Below are 22,261 nucleotides of genomic sequence, written 5' to 3'. Positions count from 1 at the left end.
CGGACGAGCGGACTTCGAAGGATACGGATGCCCGGCTCACCGCGCGAAAGGGCAAGGGCGGCTTCACCTTTGGCTACAAAGCCCAGGTCGGGGTGGATGAGGGCTCTGGCCTGATCCGCACGGTGATTACCACGCCAGCCAACGTCAACGACACGGTGATGGCCGATAACTTGATCTGCGGCGACGAGAAGACGGTGTGGGCGGACGCCGCCTACGACACCCATGCCCGCCACGCCCGGCTCAAGGCCGAGGGCAAGAAGGTGCGCATCGCGCGCCGCCCCAACAAGCACCATGCGCTGCCGCCGCGGCTCAAACATTACAACCGCCTGATCGCCAGACGGCGAGCGGCGGTGGAGACCACTTTCGCCACGCTCAAGAACCGGATGAAGCTGACCAATATCCGCTATGTCGGACTGGCGAAGGCCACCGCCCAGGTGACATTGGCGGCGATCGCCTTCAACATGCGCCGATGGGCCGCCATCACGGGATAGGTGCGCCCGCAGCCCCGCCCGGGCCGAAACCGCCGCCGAAAGCCCAAACAAGGGGGCGGAGCTCACAAAGACGAGCGAAATCCCTGCGATCCCGCCCCATCTAAACATCCCCGATTACTGCGCAACAGGCCCCTTGTGGGAGAAGGTGCATCGGCGCGCAGCGCCGAGACGGATGAGGGGTGTTGGAAGGAATGCCGTCCGAGCCAAGCTGGAGCACCCCTCATCCGTCGCCTTCGGCGACACCTTCTCCCACAAGAAGCAAGGGGAGAAGGAAGAGACGCTGCCGCTAGGCGCTCCTCAAGCTCCCGCGCTATACGCCGCGATCGCCGCCATATTGACGATGTCCGAATCCTTGGCATTGAGCGAGACGATCTGAACCGGCTTGTTCAGGCCGACCAGCAGCGGGCCGATGACGGTAGAGCCGCCGAGTTCCTGCAGCATCTTGGTCGAGATCGAGGCCGAGTGGAAAGCCGGCATGATCAGCACATTGGCCGGGCCGGTCAGCCTGATGAACGGGTACTGCGCCATGGCGCGGGCGTTGAGCGCCACGTCGGCGGCCATTTCGCCGTCATACTCGAAATCGACGCGGCGCTTGTCGAGGATGCGCACCGCTTCCTGGACGCGCTCGGAGCGCTCGCCTTGCGGATGGCCGAAGGTCGAATAAGCGAGCATGGCGAGCCTCGGCTCGTAGCCCATGCGGCGGGCAAAGCCGGCGGCCTCCTCGGCGATGTCGGCGATCTGTTCAGCATTCGGCATGTCGTGCACGGCGGTGTCGGCAACGAGGACGGTGCGGCCCCGCGCCAGCACGATCGACACGCCGATGACGCAATGGCCGGGCCTTGCGTCGATGACGCGGCGGATATCGTCGAGGGCCGTCGAATAGTTGCGGGTGACGCCGGTGACGATGCCGTCGGCATCGCCCAGCGCCACCATGCAGGCGGCGAAATGGTTGCGGTCGTTGTTGATCAGCCGCTGGCAGTCGCGGAACAGGAAGCCTTTGCGCTGCATGCGCTCGTAGAGATAGTCGGCGTAGACCGAGTTGCGCCGCGACAGCCTTGCATTGATGATCTCGATGCCTTGCTTGCCGAGGTCGATGCCGGCGTTCCTGGCGTTTTCCTTGATGATGTCGTCGCGGCCGAGCAGGATGGCGGTGCCGAGCCGCTGGTTCACATAGGAGACGGCGGCGCGCATCACCTGCTCCTCCTCGCCCTCGGCAAAGACGATGCGCTTGGGCTGGCGGCGCACCCGGTCGTAGATGCGCTGCAGCGTCGATGCGATCGGGTCGCGGCGGGCGGAAAGCTCCTGCGCGTAGCGGTCCAGATCGAGGATCGGCTTGCGGGCGACGCCGGAGTCCATCGCCGCCTTGGCGACCGCGATCGGGATCGCCGAGATCAGGCGCGGATCGAACGGCACCGGGATGATGTAATTTGGACCGAATTTCGGCCGCATGCCCTGATAGGCGGCGGCGACGTCGTCGGGCACGTCCTGGCGCGCCAGTTCCGCCAGCGCTTTGGCCGCGGCGATCTTCATGTCGTCGTTGATGGTGGTCGCCCGCACATCGAGCGCGCCGCGGAAGATGTAGGGGAAGCCAAGCACGTTGTTGACCTGGTTGGGATAGTCGGAACGCCCCGTCGCCATGATGGCGTCGGTGCGGATATCGGCGACCTCCTCCGGCGTGATCTCGGGGTCGGGATTGGCCATGGCGAAGATGATCGGGTCTTTGGCCATCGACTGCACCATCCTGGTGGTCAGCGTGCCCTTGGCCGAGAGGCCGAGGAACACGTCGGCGCCGTCCAACGCTTCGGCCAGCGAGCGCGCACCGGTTTTCACGGCGTGCGCCGATTTCCACTGGTTCATGCCTTCGGTGCGGCCCTGGAAGACCACGCCCTTGGTGTCGCACAGGATGATATTTTCTGGCGCAAAGCCCATTGCCTTCATCAGTTCGATGCAGGCGATGCCGGCAGCGCCGGCGCCGTTGCAGACCATTTTCGTGGTCTTCATGTCGCGGCCGGTGATTTCCAGCGCGTTGATCAGGCCGGCGGCCGAAATGATGGCGGTGCCGTGCTGGTCGTCATGGAAGACCGGTATGTCCATCAGCTCGCGCAGCCGCTGCTCGATGATGAAACACTCCGGCGCCTTGATGTCCTCGAGGTTGATGCCGCCGAAGGAGGGGCCGAGAAAACGCACGCAGTTGATGAATTCGTCGGCATCCTCGGTGTCGATCTCGAGATCGATGGAATCGACGTCGGCGAAGCGCTTGAACAGCACCGCCTTGCCTTCCATCACTGGCTTCGAAGCAAGCGCGCCGAGATTGCCGAGGCCAAGGATGGCGGTACCGTTGGAGATGACGGCGACCATGTTGCCGCGAACCGTATAGTCGAAGGCGCGGCTCGGATCCTCGGCAATAGCGAGAACCGGCACGGCGACGCCCGGCGAATAGGCGAGGCTGAGATCGCGCTGCGTCGCCATCGGTTTTGTGGCGACGATCTCCAGCTTGCCCGGCCGCCCCATGGCATGGAATTCCAATGCCTCCTGGGCGCTGACGGAGGGCCCGTTGCTTTCGGATTTCTTGGCCATAATGCTTTCGGTTCCTCGCCCGTACGGCACCGCTTGAGATGGGTGCGCATGCTTTCTTTTGTGGAAGGTTCGGGATTAAGGCTACACTTCGCCGCTGTAAACCGCCAAGCATGGCCTGGAAAATTTTGGAAGCAGCTTCTTGAACGACGAGACGCCCATTCGAAGCGACAATGCCACGCCGGCCTTCGCGCCGGCGACGCCGATGATGGAGCAGTATATCGAGATCAAAGCGGCGAACCCGGATTCGCTGCTGTTCTACCGCATGGGCGATTTCTACGAGCTGTTCTTCGACGACGCCGAGAAAGCAAGCCGGGCGCTCGGTATCGTGCTGACCAAGCGCGGCAAGCACCAGGGGCTCGACATCCCGATGTGCGGCGTGCCGGTGCATGCCGCCGACGATTATCTGCAGAAGCTGATCGGACAGGGGTTCCGCGTCGCCGTCTGCGAGCAGATCGAGGATCCGGCGGAGGCCAGGAAGCGCGGCGGCAAATCGGTGGTGCGCCGCGACGTGGTGCGGCTGGTAACGCCAGGCACCATCACCGAAGACAAATTGCTGGCGCCGTCGGAATCGAGTTTTCTGATGGCGCTGGGACGGGTCAAGGGCGGGGCCGAGCATTCCTTTGCCTTGGCTTGGATCGAGATCTCGACCGGTGTCTTCCGCGTCGCCGAGACCACCGCCGACCGGCTGCTCGCCGATGTCTTCCGCGTCGACCCGCGCGAGCTGATCGTCGCCGAGCCGGTGTTTTACGACCCGGAGCTGAAACCGGTCTTCGACGTGCTCGGCCGCGTCGCCAGCCCGCAGCCGCCGTCGCTGTTCGATTCGGCTTCGGCCGCCGGCCGCATCGCCCGCTTCTTCGAGGTGGCGACCCCTGACAGTTTCGGCTCGTTTTCGCGCGCCGAGCTGTCGGCGATCTCAGGCGTCATCGCCTATGTCGAAAAGACGCAGAAAGCCGAGCGGCCGCCGCTGTCGCGGCCGGAGCGCGAGGAGCAGGGCTCGACGCTGTTCATCGACCCGGCGACGCGCGCCAACCTGGAACTGCTGCGCACGCTGTCCGGCAGCCGCGACGGATCGCTGTTCAAGGCGATCGACCGCACGGTGACCGGCGGCGGTGCAAGGCTGCTCGCCGACCGGCTGATGGCGCCGCTGACCGATCCGGCGGCAATCGCTGCAAGGCTGGACTCGGTGTCGTTCTTCCGCTCCGAGACGCGCCTTTGCCAGGCGGTGCGGGCAAGCCTGAAGAGCGTTGCCGACATGCCGCGCGCGCTGTCCAGGCTGGCGCTCAACCGCGGCGGCCCGCGCGACCTCGGCGCGCTGCGCGCCGGTTTCGAAGCGGCCGGCGCCATCGCCGAACTGTTCGGCCAAATCGCCTTGCCGGGCGAACTGGCCGCGGCATTGGGAGCTATCAAGGCGCTGCCCAATGAACTGGCGGCGCATCTGGCGCAGGCGCTGAGCGACGAGCTGCCGTTGCTCAAGCGTGACGGCGGCTTCGTCCGCGGCGGCTACCACGCCGAACTCGACGAGATGCGGGCGTTGCGCGACGAGTCGCGAAAAGTGATCGCCGGGCTGGAGCGCTCGCTGATCGACGAGACCGGCATCCGCTCGCTGAAGATCAGGCACAACAATGTGCTGGGCTATTATATCGAAGTCACCGCCAATCATCATGCGCTGATGACCGGCAGCGACGGCGCCAGGGCGCGCTTCATCCATCGCCAGACCATGGCCAACGCCATGCGCTTCACCACCACCGAACTCGCCGAACTGGAAACCAAGATCGCCAACGCCGCCGACCGGGCGCTGGCGATCGAGCTTGCCGCTTTCGAGGCGCTGACGGCGCAAGTGGTCAGCCACGCCGACAGGATCCGTGCCGGCGCCGAAGCGCTCGCCGTGCTCGACGTTTCAGCCGCACTTGCCTTGCTTTCCGAGAGCGAGGCCTGGTGCCGGCCGCTGGTCGATGCGAGCCTTGCCTTCGAGATTTCGGGCGGACGTCACCCGGTGGTCGAACAGGCGCTGCGGCGTTCCGGCGAAGGCCCGTTCGTCGCCAATGATTGCGATCTGTCGCCGCAAGGCGATGCCAAGACCGGCGCGATCTGGCTGCTAACCGGCCCCAATATGGGCGGCAAGTCGACCTTCCTCAGGCAAAACGCGCTGATTGCCGTCCTTGCCCAGACCGGCTCCTTCGTGCCCGCGGCATCAGCCCATATCGGCGTCGTCGATCGGTTGTTTTCGCGGGTCGGCGCCTCCGACGACCTGGCGCGCGGCCGCTCGACTTTCATGGTCGAGATGGTCGAGACGGCGGCGATCCTCAACCAGGCAGGCGAGCGCGCACTGGTCATCCTCGACGAGATCGGCCGCGGCACCGCCACTTTCGACGGCCTGTCGATTGCCTGGGCGGCGGTCGAATATCTGCACGAGAAGAACCGCTGCCGGGCGATCTTCGCCACGCATTTCCACGAAATGACGGCGCTGGCCGGGAAACTTACACGGCTCCACAACGTCACCATGCGGGTCAAGGAATGGGAAGGCGACGTGGTCTTCCTGCACGAGGTCGGCAAGGGTGCGGCCGACCGTTCCTACGGCGTCCAGGTAGCGCGGCTGGCCGGCCTGCCGGAAGCCGTCGTCGGCCGGGCCAAAGAAGTGCTGCACCAGCTCGAAGCCGGCGAGGTCTCGGGCAAGGCCAACCGTCTGGTCGACGACCTGCCGCTGTTTTCTGTGGCGGCGCAGCGGGAAGCGTCGAAGCCGGCGAAGAGTGATGGGCTGGGTTTGGCGCTAGCGGAGATCAATCCCGACGAGATGACGCCAAGGGAGGCGCTGGAGGCGCTGTACAGATTGAAGGGGATGCTGGCGAAGTAGGGCTTCTGCAATCGGAGGGGCGTCGGCGAAACCGCCAATCTCCCCCTCGAGGGACCCACGAGGGGGGAGATTGGCAGCTTCACCCTCAAATCATCGCCAAGCCCGACTTCCGCCTCGGCGGTGGGAAGGCGCGGTCAATTTCGGCGAAATCTTCGCTCGTGAGCTCGATGTCCAACGCCGCGGCATTCTGCCGGACATGCTCCGCGCGGCTAGCTTTGGGAATCGCGATCACGCCCTCCTGCGCCATCACCCATGCAAGTGCGATCTGCGCCGGCGTCGCACCGTGGCGGGCGGCGATGGCATCTAACCTGGCGTTGCGCGCCAATACCCCCTGATCGACCGGCGAATAGGCCATCAGCGGCATGCCGCGTTGCCGGCTCCACGGGGCGAGATCGAACTCGACGCCGCGCTGCGACAGATTGTAGAGCACCTGGTTGGTCTGGACGTTGCCGCCGGCCGGCAACCGAACCAGCTCTTCCATCTCATCGGTATCGAAATTGCTGACGCCCCAATGGCGGATCTTGCCGGCCGCCTTCAACGCTTCGAACGCCTCTACCGTTTCCATCAAAGGAACGCTGCCCGGCCAATGCAAGAGATAGAGATCGATGCGATCGGTGGCGAGATGCCTCAGGCTGTTCTCGCAGGCCCGTTTCACGCCGGCGCGCGAGGCATTGGACGGCAGCACCTTGGAGACCAGGAAAACCTCGTCGCGGTGCCCGGCGATGGCCTCCGCCACCACCTGCTCGGCACCGCCGCTGGCATACATTTCGGCGGTGTCGATCAGCGTCATGCCGAGATCCAGCCCGAGCTTCAGGGCATTGGTCTCGTCGGCGCGGCGGCGGCCGTCCTCGCCCATCTTCCAGGTGCCCTGGCCGAGCACCGGCACGGCTTCGCCGCAGGGCAGGGTGGTCGTTCTTATCGTCGATGCCATGGCATGCTCCAGTCCGAGGCCCGGATAGCATCATAGCCGCCAAGGGAAATCCAGGTGAAGCAGAAATCCAGGTGAAGCCTCTCGCCAGGATTCCCCGACAGCGTGACGCCTACTTCACCGGATGGGCGGCGAGCCAGTCCTGCATCTGCTTGATCTCGGCTTGCTGCGCGGCGATCACTGCTTCCGCCAGCTTGCGGATTTCCGGATCCTTGCCATTGGCGAGCTCGATCTTGGCCATATCGATGGCCGCCTGGTGATGCGGGATCATGCCGCGGGCGAAATCGACATCGGCATTGCCGGAATATTCGATTGCCATCATGTCGGTATGCATCTTGTCCATCGCCGCCTTGTAGCCCTCGGTCGAGGGGCTCTGCGCGCCCATTGCGCCCATGTCGTGCTTCATCTCCTCGGCTTGTGCCGGAACGCTTTCGAGGAAAACAGCAAGCAGCATTCCCGCCGCCATCATCAGCAGCACGATCTTCTTAGCCAAGGTCATTCATCGTCTCCTTTTTGAACAGGGTCTATCTGGAAGTTTTACTCAGAGTTTCAACGTCCTGAGCCGCAATGCGTTGGCGATGACCGAAACCGAAGACAGGCTCATCGCCGCCGCCGCGAGCATCGGCGACAACAGCGTGCCGGTGAGCGGATAGAGCACGCCGGCAGCGACCGGCACGCCAAGCACATTGTAGAGGAAAGCGAAAAACAGGTTCTGGCGGATGTTGCGGATCGTCGCGCGGGCCAGCCTCCTGGCTCTGACGATGCCGTTGAGATCGCCCTTGACCAGCGTTATTCCCGCACTTTCGACCGCAACATCGGCGCCTGTGCCCATCGCGATGCCGACATCGGCGGCGGCAAGTGCGGGCGCATCGTTGACGCCATCGCCGGCCATGGCTACGCCCGCACCGCCGGCGCGCAATTCCTCGACCAGCGCGTTCTTCTGTTCGGGCAAAAGCCCGGCACGCACCGCGTCGATGCCGAGCTTGGCGGCGATGGCCTTGGCGGTGCGCTCATTGTCGCCGGTCGCCATGACGATCTTCAGCCCGCTGTCATGCAGCGCCTTGATCGCCTCGGCGGTCGTCGCCTTGATCGGATCGGCGACGGCAACGAGGCCGGCGAGCTTGCCTGCGGCAGCGACGAACATCGCGGTCTTGCCGTCGGCCTGCAGCGCCTCGGCGCTGGCCAGGACCGAAGCCGTGTCGATGCCGAGATCGGCCATCATCGCGGCATTGCCGAGCGCCACTTTCTGTCCCGAGACCGTGCCGGAAACGCCCTTGCCGGTGACGGCCTCGAAGCCGCTCGCGTCGGGGACCTTCACGTCGCGTTCGTGGGCGCCGTCAACGATAGCCTCGGCCAGCGGATGCTCCGAGCCTTTTTCCAGCCCGGCGGCGAGCGCCAGCAGATCGTCTTGTGCCATGCCTTCGACGGCGACGACGTCGGTCAGTCGCGGCCGGCCTTCCGTCAGCGTTCCCGTCTTGTCGACGATCAGCGTGTCGACCGAGGCAAAACGTTCGAGCGCCGCCGCTTCCTTGATCAGCACGCCGGCATGCGCGCCGCGCCCGGTGGCGGTCATGATCGACATTGGTGTCGCGAGGCCCAGTGCGCACGGACAGGCAATGATCAGCACCGAGACCGCCGCGACGACGGCAAAGACCAGGCTGGGTTGCGGTCCGATGACCGCCCAGGCGACGAACGCAATGATCGCGACCAGAACGACAGCCGGGACGAAGTAGAACGACACGCGGTCGGCCAGCCCCTGGATCGGTGCGCGTGAACGCTGCGCCTTGGCGACCAGCTCGACGATGCGTGCCAGCGTCGTCTCGGCGCCGATCTTTTCGGCGCGCATGACCAGGGAGCCGTTCTTGTTGAGCGTGCCGCCGGTGAGGTTGTCGCCTTCGGTCTTTTCGACCGGCAGCGGCTCGCCCGTGATCATCGATTCGTCGATGGAGGAGCGTCCTTCGAGCACAATGCCGTCGACCGGCACGGCATCGCCGGGGCGGATGCGCAAGCGGTCGCCGGCCTTGACCGTATCGAGCGGCACGTCGTTTTCGGAACCGTCCGCGCCGATCAGCCGCGCCGTCTTCGGCGCCAGGTCGAGCAGCGCACGGATCGCCGACCCGGTTTTCTCGCGGGCACGCAATTCCAGCACCTGGCCGAGGAATACCAGCGCGACGATCACCGCCGCCGCCTCGAAATAGACCGGCACGGTGCCGTCATGGCCGCGGAACTGGTGCGGAAAGAGGCCCGGAAACAGTGTGGCGACGATGCTGTAGAGATAGGCGGCGCCGACGCCGAGCGAAATCAGCGTCCACATATTGGGGCTGCGGTTCAGGATCGAATCCCAGCCGCGGTGGAAGAACGGGAATGCCGCCCACAGCACCACCGGGCTGGCCAGCGCCAGTTCCAGCCAGACCTTCGCGCGGTCGTCGATGGAGGCCTGGAACGTCAGGCCAAGCATCGGTGCCATGGCGATGACCAGCAACGGCACGGACAGCACTGCGCTCACCCAGAAGCGCCTGGTGAAGTCGACCAGTTCCGGGTTCGGTCCCTCGTCGCCGGTCGGCACCCCCATCGGCTCCAGCGCCATGCCGCAGATCGGGCAGGAGCCGGGCTTGTCGCGGATGATCTCCGGGTGCATCGGGCAGGTGTATTGCGTGCCTTTCGGCATCGCCTGCGGCGCCGGCCTGTCGCCGAGATACTTTGGCGGCTCGGCCTCGAACTTCGCCTGGCAAGCGGCGGAGCAGAAATAGAAACCCCGGCCCTCGTGCCGCAAAAAGTGCCTGGCCGTGGCACGGTCGACGCTCATGCCGCAGACGGGATCGCTGGCCGTCAGGTATTTTTCCGGCTCGGCGATGAATTTCGAGCGGCAGCTTTCGCTGCAGAAATGATAGCGATGGCCGCCATGCTCGGCGGTCGGCTTGCCGGCAGCCGGATCGACGGTCATGCCGCAGACCGGATCGCGGACGACGGCGTCCGCAGCAGAGGTGGCGCCTTTTGCCGAGCAACAGCTGCCATGGGCGTGATGATGGTGGTCGGAATGCGTCATGCCGAAAGCCCCTGTATTTCGATGTTGCGGCGGAGGTAGTGCTTCCAGTAACTGGAAGGTCAAGGGCCGATTTTCGATTTTTCGCGGCCAAGCCCAAACGAACCGGCTGCGCGGCACGAGACGATCGTCCCGTTCCACCGCTGCGGAGAACGCGTCCGTCAGCCCCATACCCAGCGCCGCGAAAACGCGCTATAGACGCCGCCGAAACGGCGAGGCCGAACGGCATCTATGGCAAGAATATCACTGAAGCTCGAGGAATTGGTCGACGGCGAGGCCTTGCGTCGCGAGATGACCGAAGTGACCGCGGCCACGGCAGGCGACGGATCGGGCAAGGCCGCGCGCAGCGGTGTTCTCAAGCTCCTCAAAAGCCAACTCGCCGACGGCCGCACGGTCGCCGAACGCATGCTGATGGACGACGGCAGCGGCACCGCCTGCGCCGCCCGGCTGTCGCATCTGATGGACGAGATCATCCGCGCGCTCTACGATTTCGCCGCCACCCACGTCTATCGCGTGAAAAACCCGTCATCCGCCGAGCGCATGGCGGTCGTCGCCGTCGGCGGCTACGGCCGCGGCACGCTGGCGCCCGGCTCCGACATCGATCTCCTGTTCCTGCTGCCCTACAAGCAGACGCCGTGGGGCGAGCAGATTGTCGAATACATGCTCTACATGCTGTGGGATCTGGGGCTGAAGGTCGGCCACGCCACGCGCAATATCGACGAATGCCTCAGGCTGTCGCGCACCGACGTCACCATCCGCACCTCGATCCTGGAAGCGCGCTTCCTATGGGGCGAGCAAAAACTCTATGACGAGCTTTTGCAGCGCTTCGACCACGAAGTGGTGCGCACCACCGGCCCCGAATATGTCCAGGCCAAGCTCGCCGAACGCGACGAGCGCCACGCCAAGGCCGGCGAGAGCCGCTATCTGGTCGAACCCAACGTCAAGGACGGCAAGGGCGGCCTGCGCGACCTGCAGACGCTGTTTTGGATTGGCAAATATTTCTACCGGGTGCGCACCGGCGAGGAACTGGTCGACAAGGGTGTCTTCACCGACGCCGAATACAGGGAATTTCAGAAGGCCGAGGACTTCCTGTGGGCGGTGCGCTGCCACATGCATTTCCTCACCGGCAAGGCCGAGGAGCGGCTGCATTTCGACATCCAGCGCGACATTGCCGAGCGGCTCGGCTACACCACCCATCCCGGCCTGTCGGCGGTCGAGCGCTTCATGAAGCACTACTTCCTCGTCGCCAAGGACGTCGGTGACCTGACCCGCATTTTCTGCGCCGCGCTCGAGGAGGAGCAGGCCAAGCATGTGCCGGGCTTCAACCGCATTTTCCTCACCTTCTCGCGGCGCAAACGCAAGCTCGCCGGCACGGCCGATTTCATCGTCGACAACCACCGCATCAACATTGCCGACGACGAGGTGTTCGAGCGCGATCCGGTCAACCTGCTCAGGCTGTTCTGGTTTGCCGACAGGCAGGGCCTGGAATTCCACCCCGATGCGCTGAAGCTTCTCACGCGTTCGCTCGGCCTCGTCGGCAAGGCGCTCAGGCGCGACGAGGAGGCCAACCGGCTGTTCCTCGACATCTTGACTTCGGACCGCAACGCCGAGCTCAACTTGCGGCGCATGAACGAGGCCGGATTGCTTGCTAAGCTAATCCCGGACTTCGGCAAGATCGTCGCCATGATGCAGTTCTCGATGTACCACCACTACACGGTGGACGAGCATTTGATCCGCTGCATCGGCGTGCTGGCCGAGATCGAACGCGGCGACGGCGAAAAGGTCCATCCGCTCTCCCACTCGCTGATGCCGGGGCTGAAGAAGAGCCGCGAGGCACTCTATGTCGCCGTGCTGCTGCACGACATCGCCAAAGGCAGGCCGGAGGACCATTCGCAAGCCGGCGCCAGGATCGCCCGGCGCATCTGCCCGCATATGGGGCTCTCGCCGGCCGACACCGAAACGGTCGCCTGGCTGGTCGAGAACCACCTCGTTATGTCGATGACGGCGCAGACCCGCGATCTCAACGACCGCAAGACGATCGAGGACTTTGCCGCCATCGTGCAGTCGGTCGAACGGCTGAAGATGCTTTTAGTGCTTACCGTCTGCGATATCCGTGGCGTCGGGCCTGGTGTCTGGAACGGCTGGAAGGGCCAGTTGCTGCGCACGCTCTACTACGAGACCGAGCTTTTGTTGACCGGCGGGTTTTCGGAGGTGTCGCGCGCCAAACGGACGGCGGCGGCGCGCGAACAACTGGCCGAGGCGCTTGCCGACTGGCCGGAAAAGGCCCGCAAGCGTTATGTCGGCCAGCACTACGAGAACTATCTGCTGGCGGTCGATCTTCCCGACCAGCTCCGTCATGCCGAATTCATCCGCGAGGCCGACCATGCCGGCAAGAAGCTCGCCACCATGGTGAAAACCCACCAGTTCGAGGCGGTGACCGAGATCACCGTGCTGGCGCAGGACCATCCGCGCCTGCTCTCGGTGATTGCCGGCGCCTGTGCTGCGGCCGGCGGCAACATCGTCGACGCGCAGATCTTCACCACCTCGGATGGCCGCGCGCTCGACACCATCCTGATCTCGAGGGAGTTCGACCGCGACGAGGACGAGCGCCGCCGCGCCGAGCGCGTCGGCCGGCTCATCGAAGACGTGCTGTCGGGCAAGAGCTGGCTGCCTGAAATGATCGAGAAGCGCACCAAGCCGCGGCGCGGCGCCAAGGTTTTCCGTATCCCGCCACGTGCCGAGATCCGCAACACCCTGTCGAACCGGTTCTCGGTGATCGAGGTCGAGGGGCTGGATAGGCCGGGCCTTCTGTCGGAGATCACCGGCATGTTGTCGGACCTGTCGCTCGACATCGCCTCGGCCCACATCACCACCTTCGGCGAAAAGGTCATCGACACGTTCTACGTCACCGATCTCACCGGCCAGAAAATCGACAGCCCGTCGCGTACGGCGACCATCCGCAACAGGCTGATCGCGGTGCTCGAGGGCACGGCGTCCGAGCGCGGCAAGACCAAAACGGCCGCCGAGTGACTGTTACCTTCCATTTGCCCCAATCCCACAGGCAGTCTTCAAGCGCATGAGCCTTGTCAAGAAATTCGCCACGGTCGCTTCCGGCACGCTGATGAGCCGGGCTCTCGGCTTCGGCCGCGAAATGCTGATGGCCGCCGCACTCGGCACCGGGCCTATCGCCGACGCGTTCAACGCCGCCTTCCAGTTCCCCAACACCTTTCGCCGGCTGTTTGCCGAAGGCGCTTTCAATGCCGCCTTCGTGCCGCTGTTCGCCAAGGAGATCGAGACGCACGGCACCGACGGCGCCAAGCGCTTTTCCGAAGAGGTGTTCGGCGTCTTGTTCACGGCGCTTCTGGTGCTGACCATTGCCATGGAACTGGCGATGCCGCTGATCGTGCGCTACTTGGTGGCGCCGGGCTTTGCCGATACGCCGGGAAAATTCGAAACGACGGTGGCGCTGGCGACCGTCATGTTCCCCTACCTGATCTGCATGTCGCTCGGCGCCATGATGGCCGGCATGCTGAACTCGCTGCGCCGCTACTTCGCCGCCGCGGTTGCACCGGTGTTCCTCAACGTCATCCTTATCGCCGTGCTCGCCTATGCCTGGTACAAGGGTTCGGACGCCCGCACCGTTGGTTTCGGCCTGGCCTGGGGCGTGCTGGCGGCCGGCCTGGTGCAGCTGGCGATCGTCTGGGCGGCGGTGCGTCATGCCGGCATCTCGATCGGCTTCCGCCGGCCGAAGATGACGCCGAACGTCAAGCGGCTGCTGATCCTGGCGCTGCCGGCGGCTATCACCGGCGGCATCACCCAGATCAACCAGCTGATCGGCACCGCGATCGCGTCGGCGCAGGACAGCGCGGTGTCGTCGCTGGCCTATGCCGACCGCGTTTACCAGCTGCCGTTGGGCGTCGTCGGCGTCGCCGTCGCCATCGTGCTTCTGCCGGAACTGTCGCGGGCGCTGAAATCAGGCAATCTGGTCGAGGCCGCCAATCTGCAGAACCGCTCGGTCGAGTTTACCCTTTTCATGACGTTGCCGGCGGCGGCCGCCCTGCTGGTCATGTCCGAGCCGATCGTGCGGCTGGTCTATGAGCGCGGCGCCTTCGCCGCCAACAATTCGACGCCGACGGTCGCGGCAATACTGGCGATCTTCGGCCTCGGCCTGCCGGCCTTCGTGCTGATCAAGGCGTTCACCCCAGGCTATTTCGCCCGCGAGGACACGCGCACGCCGATGATTTTTGCGGCCATCTCGGTGGCGGTTAACATTACGACGGCGCTGACGCTGTTTCCGACCATGGGCGCGCCCGGCATTGCCGTTGCCTCCGCTGTCGCCGGCTGGGTCAATGCGGCGATGCTGCTCGCCGTGCTGATCCGGCGCGGCCATTGGGGCCGCGACGTGCCGCTCATGAGACGCATCCCGCGGCTGGTGCTGTCGGCGGCGGTGATGGCCGCGGCGCTCTATTTTGCCGAAGACTGGTTCGCCGCAAGTCTCGGCTCCGGCTCGCCACTGGTGATCAAGGCGGTAACCCTGCTTGCGCTCGTCGCCGGCGGGGCGCTGCTTTACTTCGTCACCGCCTTCGCCACCGGCGGCGCCGATTTCGGCATGATCCGCCGTAATATCGGGCGGAAGGCGTCCCAGCCGGTCAAGCAACAGTCTCCAGATCCGTGAAGCGGAATTCGTCCGCCGTCGAAAGCATCGGAACGGCGTAGTAGCGCGCGCAAGCGTAGTGGAAACAGTCGGCCAGGTTCAGGCGGCCCGCGTTGTTGCGAAACCGCGATGCAGCCTCAACAGCCAGGGATGCTGCGTCAGAGGCAGGCGGAAGCTCCCGCAAGGTGATTCCACGCTCTTCGAGAAAACGGCTGACTATTTTGAGGCTTGTGGCGACCGGGATGGCTAGTTTTTCCGATCGCGAAAGCGCCATCGCGGCTTCCCAAACCGCGATAGCCGACGTGAACGGAGCCGACGCTTTCATGACCGCCCCCGCGCAGCGCTGGGCTTCGGTCTCGTTGCTCAGTATTGCAACGATAGCGGCTGCATCGATGAACATCAGTCTTCACCGGACAATTCGTCGTAGACCGAGCGCGGGAGCGGCTTGCGCGCCTGCTCGCTCAGCTCAATACCGAATTCAGCTCGGAGCCGTGCCGCCGTCTCCAGCGGCGTCTCGCGATTGCGCCGGCGCTCCAGAGCTTCGCGCATGGCGATCATGATCGCCTCGGTGATCCCGACCCCCTCAAGCCTGGCAAAAGCCCGCGTCAGGCTGTCCGCTTCCTTGTTGTTGATGTTGATCGTCATTGTTTTGGTTCCCATGTAGCAACTATTATGTAGCTATCTACATCAATCCGTCAACGTGGCGTGCTGAGCCAAATCGAAGCGATTGCCAAGGCGAGCTATTTTGTTCTTGCTTTGTGCCGGCAGCTATGCTACCAATTTCGGTATGGTGCTGATTGGCGCCGAGAACCCGCCGCAAGGCGGTTTTTTGTTTCTGGTCGGCGCCACCCCCTTCAAACAGCCTTCTGCTCGGCCGAAGTCAAAGCCCTGCGTAACGCAGCCAACGCCCCTCTTGATCGTCTCCTCGCTCTCGTCCATAAGCGCGCCGTCGCAAGACTTTCGCCGCGCGCGAAACGGCCCTCCACAAGCCAGGGAAACACCATGACCGATCAGCCCGCCTTCAAACCGCTCGTCTTTTCCGGTGTCCAGCCAACCGGCAATCTGCATCTCGGCAATTATCTCGGCGCCATTAAGAAATTCGTCGCCCTGCAGGACACCTCCGACTGCATCTACTGCGTGGTCGACCTGCATTCGCTGACCGCACAGCTCGTCCATGAGGATCTGCAGGACCAGACGCGTTCGATCACCGCGGCGTTTCTCGCCTCCGGCATCGATCCGACCAAGCACATCGTCTTCAACCAGTCGCGGGTGATGCAGCACGCCGAGCTTGCCTGGATCTTCAACTGCGTGGCGCGCATCGGTTGGATGAACCGCATGACGCAGTTCAAGGACAAGGCCGGCAAGGACCGCGAGAACGCCTCGCTCGGCCTGCTCGCCTATCCCTCCCTGATGGCCGCCGACATCCTCGTCTACCGCGCCACCCACGTCCCGGTCGGCGACGACCAGAAGCAGCATCTGGAGTTGACCCGCGACATCGCGCAGAAATTCAACAACGACTTTTCGGACCGCATCGCAGCGCTTGGCGTCGGCGTCGAGATGCAGGTCGGCGAAGAGACGGTGAACGGCTATTTCCCGCTGACCGAGCCGGTCATCGGCGGCCCGGCGGCACGCATCATGTCGCTGCGCGACGGTTCGAAGAAGATGTCGAAGTCTGACCCGTCGGACCTGTCGCGCATCAATCTGACCGACGATGCCGATGCCATCTCGAAGAAGATCCGCAAGGCCAAGACCGACCCGGAGGCTTTGCCCGGCGAACTGGACGGGCTTGCCGGCCGGCAGGAAGCGGAGAACCTCGTCGGCATCTATGCCGGCCTCGCCGAAATATCGAAAGAGGCGGTGCTGCAAGAGTTCGGCGGCCAGCAGTTTTCGGTGTTCAAGCCGGCCCTTGCCGATCTCGCCGTGGAAAAGCTGGCGCCGATCGCCGGTGAGATGCGCCGCATCTCCGGCGACCGCGCCTATGTCGACGCGGTGCTGCGGGATGGCGGCGAGCGTGCCGGCACATTGGCCGAAGCGACCATGAAGACCGTGCGCGACATTATCGGCCTGCTGCAAGGCTGATGCATGTCGCGCAAAAGCATGCCCTCGGGCTTGACCCGAGGGTGTGTAGCGGTTTGCGATAACGACATGCATAAAACAAGAACCTGAAGCGCGTCGCTGGTCGAACGCGACGCGCTTCAAGCCGCACCAATATCGCCACCGCCGCCTGTCGCTTGCGGGCGGGCTGTGGCGGTGGCAGATTGCGACCGAAACCATCGAACAGGGTGAATATGGTCTCCAAACGCCTCAGCCGCGAAGCCGGTCATCGCCGTAAGTTCCTGGCGATCATCGACGACACGCCGGAATGCGAGCGCGCCGTCGCCTATGCCTCGAAGCGGGCGCAAAGCACGGGCGGCGTGCTGGTGCTGCTCTATGTCATCGAGCCGGACGATTTCCAGCACTGGCTGGGCGTCGAGAAGATCATGCGCGAGGAGGCGACCGCCACGGCGCGTGCCGCACTCGACAGCTATGCCAACAAGGTGCGCCAGAAGCTCGGCATCGAGCCGGAACTGGTGGTGCGCGAAGGCAAGCCGACCGAAGAGATTCACAAGCTGATCGAGGAAGACCAGGACATTGCCATCCTGGTGCTGGCGGCAGGCGCCGGCAAGGAGGGGCCGGGGCCGCTGGTCGGCGCGGTCGCCGGCAAGGGCGCCGCCTTTCCGATTCCCGTCACGGTGGTGCCGCAGAACCTGTCGGACGAAGAGATCGACAGCCTCGCCTGAGATGCGCTGATATTCAGGTGAGGCCGGCCTGCAATTGGCGGCTTCCTGCGCTTCCGGTGCTCACGTACCAAAAGTACGCTCCGCTCCGGTTCTCGGAACCCACCATTTTCGGCTCGGCCTGACCTGAATCTCAACACATCTCCAAGCGTTTCAGGGCGCTAGCAAAACATTCCGCCAGCCAGCCGTTCCCGGCGATGGCTTTCGCTTGAATGTCGGGCGGATAAAGCCTAATTAGAACTATTCCAAACTAGCTGCCCGAAACGGGCACGGAGACGGCCATGTTCATCCAGACCGAGTCGACGCCAAACCCGGCGACGCTGAAATTCCTGCCCGGCAAGGAAGTGCTGCAAGAAGGCACCGCCGATTTCCGCGATGCCGACAGTGCCGCGACGGCTTCGCCGCTGGCCGGCCGGCTGTTCGAGATTCCCGGCGTCACCGGCGTCTTCTTCGGCTATGATTTCATCACCGTGACCAAGGACGGCCCCGACTGGCAGCATCTGAAGCCGGCTATCCTCGGCGCCATTATGGAGCATTTCATGTCCGGCGCCCCGGTGATGGCCAAGGCCGGCCCCGCCGCCGAGACCAGCCAGACCGGCGAATTCTACGACAAGGCCGACGAGGAGCTGGTCGTCACCATCAAGGAGCTGCTCGACACGCGGGTGCGCCCGGCCGTGGCCCAGGATGGCGGCGACATCACCTTCCGTGGCTTCGAGAACGGCACAGTGTTCCTGCACATGAAGGGCGCCTGCGCCGGCTGCCCGTCGTCGACGGCGACGCTGAAGCACGGCATCCAGAACCTGCTCCGGCACTTTGTGCCGGAAGTGCAGCACGTCGAACAGGTCTCCTGACGCGCCGTTCCATCGTCAACATCGATAGACAACAAAAAACCGGGCAAAAATGCCCGGTTTTCTGTTTGCGACGTCTGTGTGTTGCCTAGACGGTCCGCGTATAAAGCTCTTCTTGTTTGACCATGGTTTTGTCCGAAATCCCACTTTTCGGGATCATGGTCTTACAGAACGATGACCTTGGCGCCGACCGAGGTGCGGTCGTAGAGGTCGATAATGTCCTGGTTCATTAGCCGGATGCAGCCCGACGACATCGCCTTGCCGATCGAATTCCATTCCGGGCTGCCATGCAGGCGGTAGCCCATGTCGCCGCCTTTGTTGAACAGGTACATGGCGCGCGCGCCGAGCGGGTTCTTCAACCCCGGCTCCATGCCGCCGGCGAACTTGGCCAACTCCGGCTGCCGCTTGATCATCTGCGAAGGCGGTGTCCAGGTCGGCCATTCGCGCTTCAGCGCGATACGGGCGGTGCCGTGCCATTCGAAACCCTCACGGCCGACGCCGATGCCGTAGCGCATCGCCTGGCCGTCGCCCATGACGAAGTAGAGAAACTTGTTCTGCGTATCGACGATAATGGTGCCCGGCTTTTCCTTGGTGTCGTAGTCGACGATCTGCCGGCGGTATTTGAACGGCACCTTTTCGATCGGAACGCGCGGCAGGTGATAGCCGGCATCGGTCACCGCGCCGTAATTGTTAGTGAAGATCTGCGAGCCGATGGTGCTGCAACCGGCGACAGCCGTCGACAGCGCCAGGGCCGCGACGATTGCAAGTGACTTCATGCGCATGAAAAGGTCCGATGCCCTGCCCAAACTACAGCGGCTCGAGTCGGCCGCTTTTTCATCTTCATTCATGCTGGCATTTGCTTTGCTTGCCAAGCGGGCGATGCCTATATCCTTGGGCTTGCGTGCTGGTAAACCTGCGACTATGGTATTTCGGCAACAGCCCCCGCAGGATTATGTTGCAAAATCAATGGGCCAAGAACAAGAACCAGGAGACGAGGACATCACCGTGAATGTCGGTGACGCTGCCTGGCGCTCCGGCCTGCGGCCAAGACCATACGTTGCTACGAGGAGATCGGCCTGAGACGCGGCCGCTGCAGGAGATAATCCTGACGGGCCGGGTTCAATAAAGGACGCCGCGAAGCACGGTCCAAGCCAGAAGCCCGAACGTGCCAATCACCACCAATGCGCCAAGGACCGTGCCGATCGTTTCAGGCAGTCCATCGGGGCGACCAGGATCGTCGGCCATTCAACTATCGATCATGACGTAAGCGGCACCAAACACGGCAACGATGATTGCCCCAAGCACCGCCCATCCTCTGATGGCTGAGCGGATTTCCTCCGGCGTCGCTGATTTCCGGACGTCATCTTCCGTCATCTAATGCTCCTCGTAGAATCCGTGGTCGACATTGAAAGCGCAAGCTGCCGGCGCTGCCAAGAGCCGCAGCGGATTTTGCGCAAAAGTTTAGCGACGGGCGCCGTTCGCGAGCAAGCGTTACTTAGCCTTCCACACTACGCAAAGCGCGGGCGGCGGTCACGATCCCGGTGGGCGATACCGGATAGACTTCGCTTTCCCAAGCGCTTCCATCGTCTCTTCGACACTTAGCAGCACGGTGGTCTCGTATGAGCTGAGTGCGCCTCCCGCACCGATGGCCAGCATGACCGATGCCATCGACACGTTGTCCGGCGCCTCCCACAGGTTCCAGCCATCGTACTCTCCGAAGGCATACCAGAACCCGTGCAGCTTTCCGCCGACCGACTCGATGTAGGAACGGGCAGCCTCGCGTCTATCCTCGGGATTATCCATCAAGCGCGCCCAGGTTTCGGGCCTGTAGCTGAATCGCGTGAGATACATCGGCATGGTTCGTCTCCTCCCAGAGCTGCCCCCAACGAAGACAGTTAAGCGCCCCAATTCGGGAGAACGCGAGTCGTTTCCGAGGCGTAGTACCGCTGGCTTAGTTGCGGGGCCGCTAATAGACCTGTTTCAATTGCCTTCCCAAGGGGAGTAAGGTCAATGGCCGCATATCTCATTGCTGATGTAGATATAACCGACGCCGCCGTTTTCGAGGAATACCGCCGGGATGTGCCGGCAACCGAAGCCCGCTATGGGGGGAGGTACATCGCTCGCGGCGGGGCCACCAAGGTTCTGGAAGGCGATTGGGAACCTCACCGCCTCGTCATTGTCGAATTCCCGGACATGGCTTCCCTCCTGGCATGGTACGACTCTCCAGAATACGGCCGCCTCAAAGCCATCCGCGAACGCTGCGCAAAGACGAGAATTATTGCTCTGGAGGGCTTCATGCCGGTTAGTTAAGGCCGGGCTTGCCAGTCGGATAAATCACCCTGAAAAACCGGTTCAAACCGTGAACAAAATCTGGCATGGTGCGGCCATGCCGATCATCTCACCGATTCCCCTCAACCCACTCATCGACGGCCGCCAGTCGGAGCGTGCCATGCTGGTCAGGCGTGGCGTGCAGCGGCTGCTCAAGGATATGGGCGCGCATGTCTTGCCCGAACTGTCGCTGGCCACCGGGCGGCGCGCCGACCTCGTGGCGCTGACCCGCCAGGGCGACATCTGGATCATCGAGATCAAATCCTCGATCGAGGATTTCAGGGTCGACCGCAAATGGCCGGACTACCGGCTGCATTCCGACCGCTTCTTCTTCGCCACCCATCCCGGCGTACCCCAGGAAATCTTTCCGGAAGAATGCGGCTTCATTCTCTCCGACGGCTATGGCGCCGAGATTTTGCGCGATGCGCCCGAGCACCGCATGGCGGCGGCGACGCGCAAGGCGCTGATGCTGCGGATCGCGCGCGCCGGTGCCGCGCGGCTGCTGGCGGCGGAGCTTGCCGGGGTGTCCGTGCCGGCGCTGGAGGGTGAGAGCGAGTAGGATTTCGTTCGGCGTAATGGAGGGTTGCGCTACCCGGCTGCCGCCACCTGCTCCCGGCACCGCAGCGGATTCTTGCGAAGAAGACCCCCACCCCTAGCCCCTCCCCACAAGGGGGAGGGGAACTTCGCAGCGGCAGCGCCACTTAGCATTAACTTTCGACGTCTCCCTCCCCCTTGTGGGGAGGGGTTAGGGGTGGGGTACGCGGCCTGGAAAATGCCCATCTGGTACCGAACATGGCCGCCTCACTCGTCCCACGCCTGCACGACGGTCTGCCGCGCGATCTGGCCGTTCTTCAGCTCCAGCATCGCCGCGCAGAACACCTTGGTCCCGTCCGGATAAGCGCACGCCTGGGTGAAGGCGAGATTGTTGCCGTCGGCGATGGTGGTGTCGACCTTGTGGGTCATCGCCCGGCTGCAGATGTCATCCCAGAACGTGGTGATCGCCGCGCGCCCGCGGATCTCGCGCGGCTTGCTCGGCGGGTTGTTGCGGTCGATCACCCGCACCAATGCGTCGTCGGTATAGAAGCTCGCCAGCAATTTTCCATCACGGCCCTCGATTGCCTTCTTGATCGCCGCGCCGTCTACCGCCTGTGTCTTAGTCAGCATTTTGTCCTCCATGGGCCCGTCTTGACGATCGGGCGGTTGCTTGATCAGCCGCTGCCCGGCGCTCGCCGCCGGGCAGCGGTTTTTCACTGCGACTTCGCCTTGACGGCCGCGAACACCTCATCGGACTGCTTCTTGAAGGTGGCGAGATCGATCTGGCTGCCGTTGAGCATCGTCGACCAGTGGCGCACGATCGCGGCCATCGCCACCGCCTCCTTGATTTCCTCGTCGCTGGCGCCATTGAGCTTGGCCGCCTGCGTGTGGAAATAGATGCAGTACTGGCAGGGGATCTGCGAGGCGACGGCGAGGCCCATCAATTCCTTGGTCTTGCCGTCGAGCGCGGTTTTCGGGTTGAGCTGCACGCCCTTGATCTCGGCCCAGGCGCCGGCGACAGCGACGTCCGGCAGCGTCTTGAACATGTCCGGCACCGAGCCGAGCGTGGCCTGGATATCCTTGTAGGCGGCCGTCGCCGAGGCGTCCTCGGCCTTGGCAGGAACTATCGCCAGCAGCGCGCCAACGCCTGCCGCCAGCACCAGCGATTTGAGTGTCGACTTCAGCATTTTATTACTCCCTTCGCAGCGCCTTTCCCGGCGATATCCGCCT

Annotated in this window: 21 protein-coding genes; 9 read left to right on the top strand and 12 right to left on the bottom strand. The window is 63.8% G+C overall.

Features of this window, described 5'->3' with window-relative positions; all coding sequences use genetic code 11:
* On the top strand, positions 1 to 491 hold a 491-nt coding region (locus tag NKH83_RS15620), incomplete at its 5' end, for an IS5 family transposase (RefSeq protein ID WP_352476063.1).
* A 297-nt stretch (positions 492 to 788) separates the two neighbouring features.
* Here NKH83_RS15620 and NKH83_RS15615 read toward each other — a convergent pair.
* Positions 789 to 3,068 (bottom strand): NADP-dependent malic enzyme, encoded by a 2,280-nt coding sequence (locus NKH83_RS15615; protein WP_352805581.1) that lies wholly within the window; start codon positions 3,066 to 3,068, stop codon positions 789 to 791.
* A gap of 202 nt (positions 3,069 to 3,270) precedes the next feature.
* Here NKH83_RS15615 and mutS point away from each other — a divergent pair, with 202 nt between their 5' ends.
* Positions 3,271 to 5,919, top strand: a complete 2,649-nt coding sequence (gene mutS / locus NKH83_RS15610) for a DNA mismatch repair protein MutS (RefSeq protein WP_352805602.1) — start codon at positions 3,271 to 3,273, stop codon at positions 5,917 to 5,919.
* Positions 5,920 to 6,004: 85 nt separating this feature from the next.
* On the opposite strand, the gene NKH83_RS15605 is transcribed toward mutS, so the two are convergent.
* The 3 genes from NKH83_RS15605 to NKH83_RS15595 all read right to left on the bottom strand — a co-directional run bounded on the left by NKH83_RS15605 (position 6,005) and on the right by NKH83_RS15595 (position 9,893).
* Positions 6,005 to 6,850: an aldo/keto reductase gene (locus tag NKH83_RS15605; RefSeq protein ID WP_352805578.1), complete on the bottom strand. Its 846-nt coding sequence runs from the start codon at positions 6,848 to 6,850 to the stop codon at positions 6,005 to 6,007.
* A gap of 109 nt (positions 6,851 to 6,959) precedes the next feature.
* Positions 6,960 to 7,346, bottom strand: a complete 387-nt coding sequence (gene copM, locus NKH83_RS15600) for a CopM family metallochaperone (RefSeq protein ID WP_352455040.1) — start codon at positions 7,344 to 7,346, stop codon at positions 6,960 to 6,962.
* A gap of 42 nt (positions 7,347 to 7,388) precedes the next feature.
* The gene (locus tag NKH83_RS15595; RefSeq protein WP_352805575.1) at positions 7,389 to 9,893 is read right to left on the bottom strand and encodes a heavy metal translocating P-type ATPase; all 2,505 of its coding nucleotides are present in this window, start codon (positions 9,891 to 9,893) and stop codon (positions 7,389 to 7,391) included.
* A gap of 228 nt (positions 9,894 to 10,121) precedes the next feature.
* On the opposite strand from NKH83_RS15595, the gene NKH83_RS15590 reads away from it, so the two are divergent.
* A complete protein-coding gene (locus NKH83_RS15590; protein ID WP_352805572.1) occupies positions 10,122 to 12,920 on the top strand; it encodes a [protein-PII] uridylyltransferase in 2,799 nt (932 codons plus the stop codon).
* A 46-nt stretch (positions 12,921 to 12,966) separates the two neighbouring features.
* Positions 12,967 to 14,565: a murein biosynthesis integral membrane protein MurJ gene (gene murJ / locus NKH83_RS15585; RefSeq protein WP_352805569.1), complete on the top strand. Its 1,599-nt coding sequence runs from the start codon at positions 12,967 to 12,969 to the stop codon at positions 14,563 to 14,565.
* Here murJ and NKH83_RS15580 read toward each other — a convergent pair.
* Together NKH83_RS15580 and NKH83_RS15575 are read right to left on the bottom strand one after the other, a co-directional pair.
* Positions 14,540 to 14,944, bottom strand: coding sequence for a type II toxin-antitoxin system VapC family toxin (locus NKH83_RS15580; protein WP_352805567.1), 405 nt, complete (start codon positions 14,942 to 14,944; stop codon positions 14,540 to 14,542). The genes murJ and NKH83_RS15580 overlap by 26 nt on opposite strands.
* Entirely contained in the window at positions 14,944 to 15,189 is a 246-nt protein-coding gene (locus NKH83_RS15575) for a type II toxin-antitoxin system VapB family antitoxin (RefSeq protein WP_254816163.1), read from the bottom strand. The genes NKH83_RS15580 and NKH83_RS15575 overlap by 1 nt, the downstream gene beginning before the upstream one ends.
* 357 nt (positions 15,190 to 15,546) lie before the next feature.
* Between NKH83_RS15575 and trpS the strand changes: the two genes are divergently transcribed.
* The 3 genes from trpS to NKH83_RS15560 all read left to right on the top strand — a co-directional run bounded on the left by trpS (position 15,547) and on the right by NKH83_RS15560 (position 18,172).
* Positions 15,547 to 16,623 (top strand): tryptophan--tRNA ligase, encoded by a 1,077-nt coding sequence (trpS, locus tag NKH83_RS15570; protein ID WP_352805563.1) that lies wholly within the window; start codon positions 15,547 to 15,549, stop codon positions 16,621 to 16,623.
* Positions 16,624 to 16,832: 209 nt separating this feature from the next.
* Positions 16,833 to 17,324: a universal stress protein gene (locus NKH83_RS15565; RefSeq protein WP_023717912.1), complete on the top strand. Its 492-nt coding sequence runs from the start codon at positions 16,833 to 16,835 to the stop codon at positions 17,322 to 17,324.
* Between the two features lie 278 nt (positions 17,325 to 17,602).
* Positions 17,603 to 18,172: a NifU family protein gene (locus NKH83_RS15560; RefSeq protein WP_023676386.1), complete on the top strand. Its 570-nt coding sequence runs from the start codon at positions 17,603 to 17,605 to the stop codon at positions 18,170 to 18,172.
* 161 nt (positions 18,173 to 18,333) lie between these two features.
* Here the strand turns inward: NKH83_RS15560 and NKH83_RS15555 are convergent, their stop codons facing one another.
* From NKH83_RS15555 to NKH83_RS15540, 4 genes are all read right to left on the bottom strand, one after another.
* Positions 18,334 to 18,951: a L,D-transpeptidase gene (locus NKH83_RS15555; protein WP_254816165.1), complete on the bottom strand. Its 618-nt coding sequence runs from the start codon at positions 18,949 to 18,951 to the stop codon at positions 18,334 to 18,336.
* Between the two features lie 337 nt (positions 18,952 to 19,288).
* Positions 19,289 to 19,414 (bottom strand): hypothetical protein, encoded by a 126-nt coding sequence (locus NKH83_RS15550; protein ID WP_352476056.1) that lies wholly within the window; start codon positions 19,412 to 19,414, stop codon positions 19,289 to 19,291.
* Positions 19,415 to 19,543 carry a hypothetical protein gene (locus NKH83_RS15545; RefSeq protein WP_352476055.1) on the bottom strand — a complete coding sequence of 43 codons (129 nt, stop codon included), beginning with the start codon at positions 19,541 to 19,543 and terminating at the stop codon, positions 19,415 to 19,417.
* A gap of 156 nt (positions 19,544 to 19,699) precedes the next feature.
* Positions 19,700 to 20,026 carry a GYD domain-containing protein gene (locus NKH83_RS15540; protein ID WP_352476054.1) on the bottom strand — a complete coding sequence of 109 codons (327 nt, stop codon included), beginning with the start codon at positions 20,024 to 20,026 and terminating at the stop codon, positions 19,700 to 19,702.
* 153 nt (positions 20,027 to 20,179) lie between these two features.
* Here NKH83_RS15540 and NKH83_RS15535 point away from each other — a divergent pair, with 153 nt between their 5' ends.
* Both NKH83_RS15535 and NKH83_RS15530 read left to right on the top strand, forming a co-directional pair.
* Positions 20,180 to 20,479, top strand: a complete 300-nt coding sequence (locus tag NKH83_RS15535) for a DUF1330 domain-containing protein (RefSeq protein WP_352805557.1) — start codon at positions 20,180 to 20,182, stop codon at positions 20,477 to 20,479.
* Between the two features lie 76 nt (positions 20,480 to 20,555).
* The gene (locus NKH83_RS15530; RefSeq protein WP_352805599.1) at positions 20,556 to 21,056 is read left to right on the top strand and encodes an MmcB family DNA repair protein; all 501 of its coding nucleotides are present in this window, start codon (positions 20,556 to 20,558) and stop codon (positions 21,054 to 21,056) included.
* A 242-nt stretch (positions 21,057 to 21,298) separates the two neighbouring features.
* Here the strand turns inward: NKH83_RS15530 and NKH83_RS15525 are convergent, their stop codons facing one another.
* Both NKH83_RS15525 and NKH83_RS15520 read right to left on the bottom strand, forming a co-directional pair.
* On the bottom strand, positions 21,299 to 21,748 hold the full coding sequence (locus tag NKH83_RS15525; RefSeq protein ID WP_352805554.1) for a nuclear transport factor 2 family protein: 450 nt from the start codon (positions 21,746 to 21,748) through the stop codon (positions 21,299 to 21,301).
* Positions 21,745 to 22,218 (bottom strand): carboxymuconolactone decarboxylase family protein, encoded by a 474-nt coding sequence (locus NKH83_RS15520; RefSeq protein WP_352476047.1) that lies wholly within the window; start codon positions 22,216 to 22,218, stop codon positions 21,745 to 21,747. Before NKH83_RS15520 ends, NKH83_RS15525 begins: the two co-directional genes overlap by 4 nt.
* Positions 22,219 to 22,261 lie beyond the last annotated feature (43 nt).

The organism is Mesorhizobium sp. M0909, assembly GCF_040319515.1.
Taxonomy (GTDB): domain Bacteria; phylum Pseudomonadota; class Alphaproteobacteria; order Rhizobiales; family Rhizobiaceae; genus Mesorhizobium.
The sequence above is the reverse complement of the archived record's forward strand: the minus strand, read 5'-3'. Positions and strand labels throughout refer to the sequence as shown.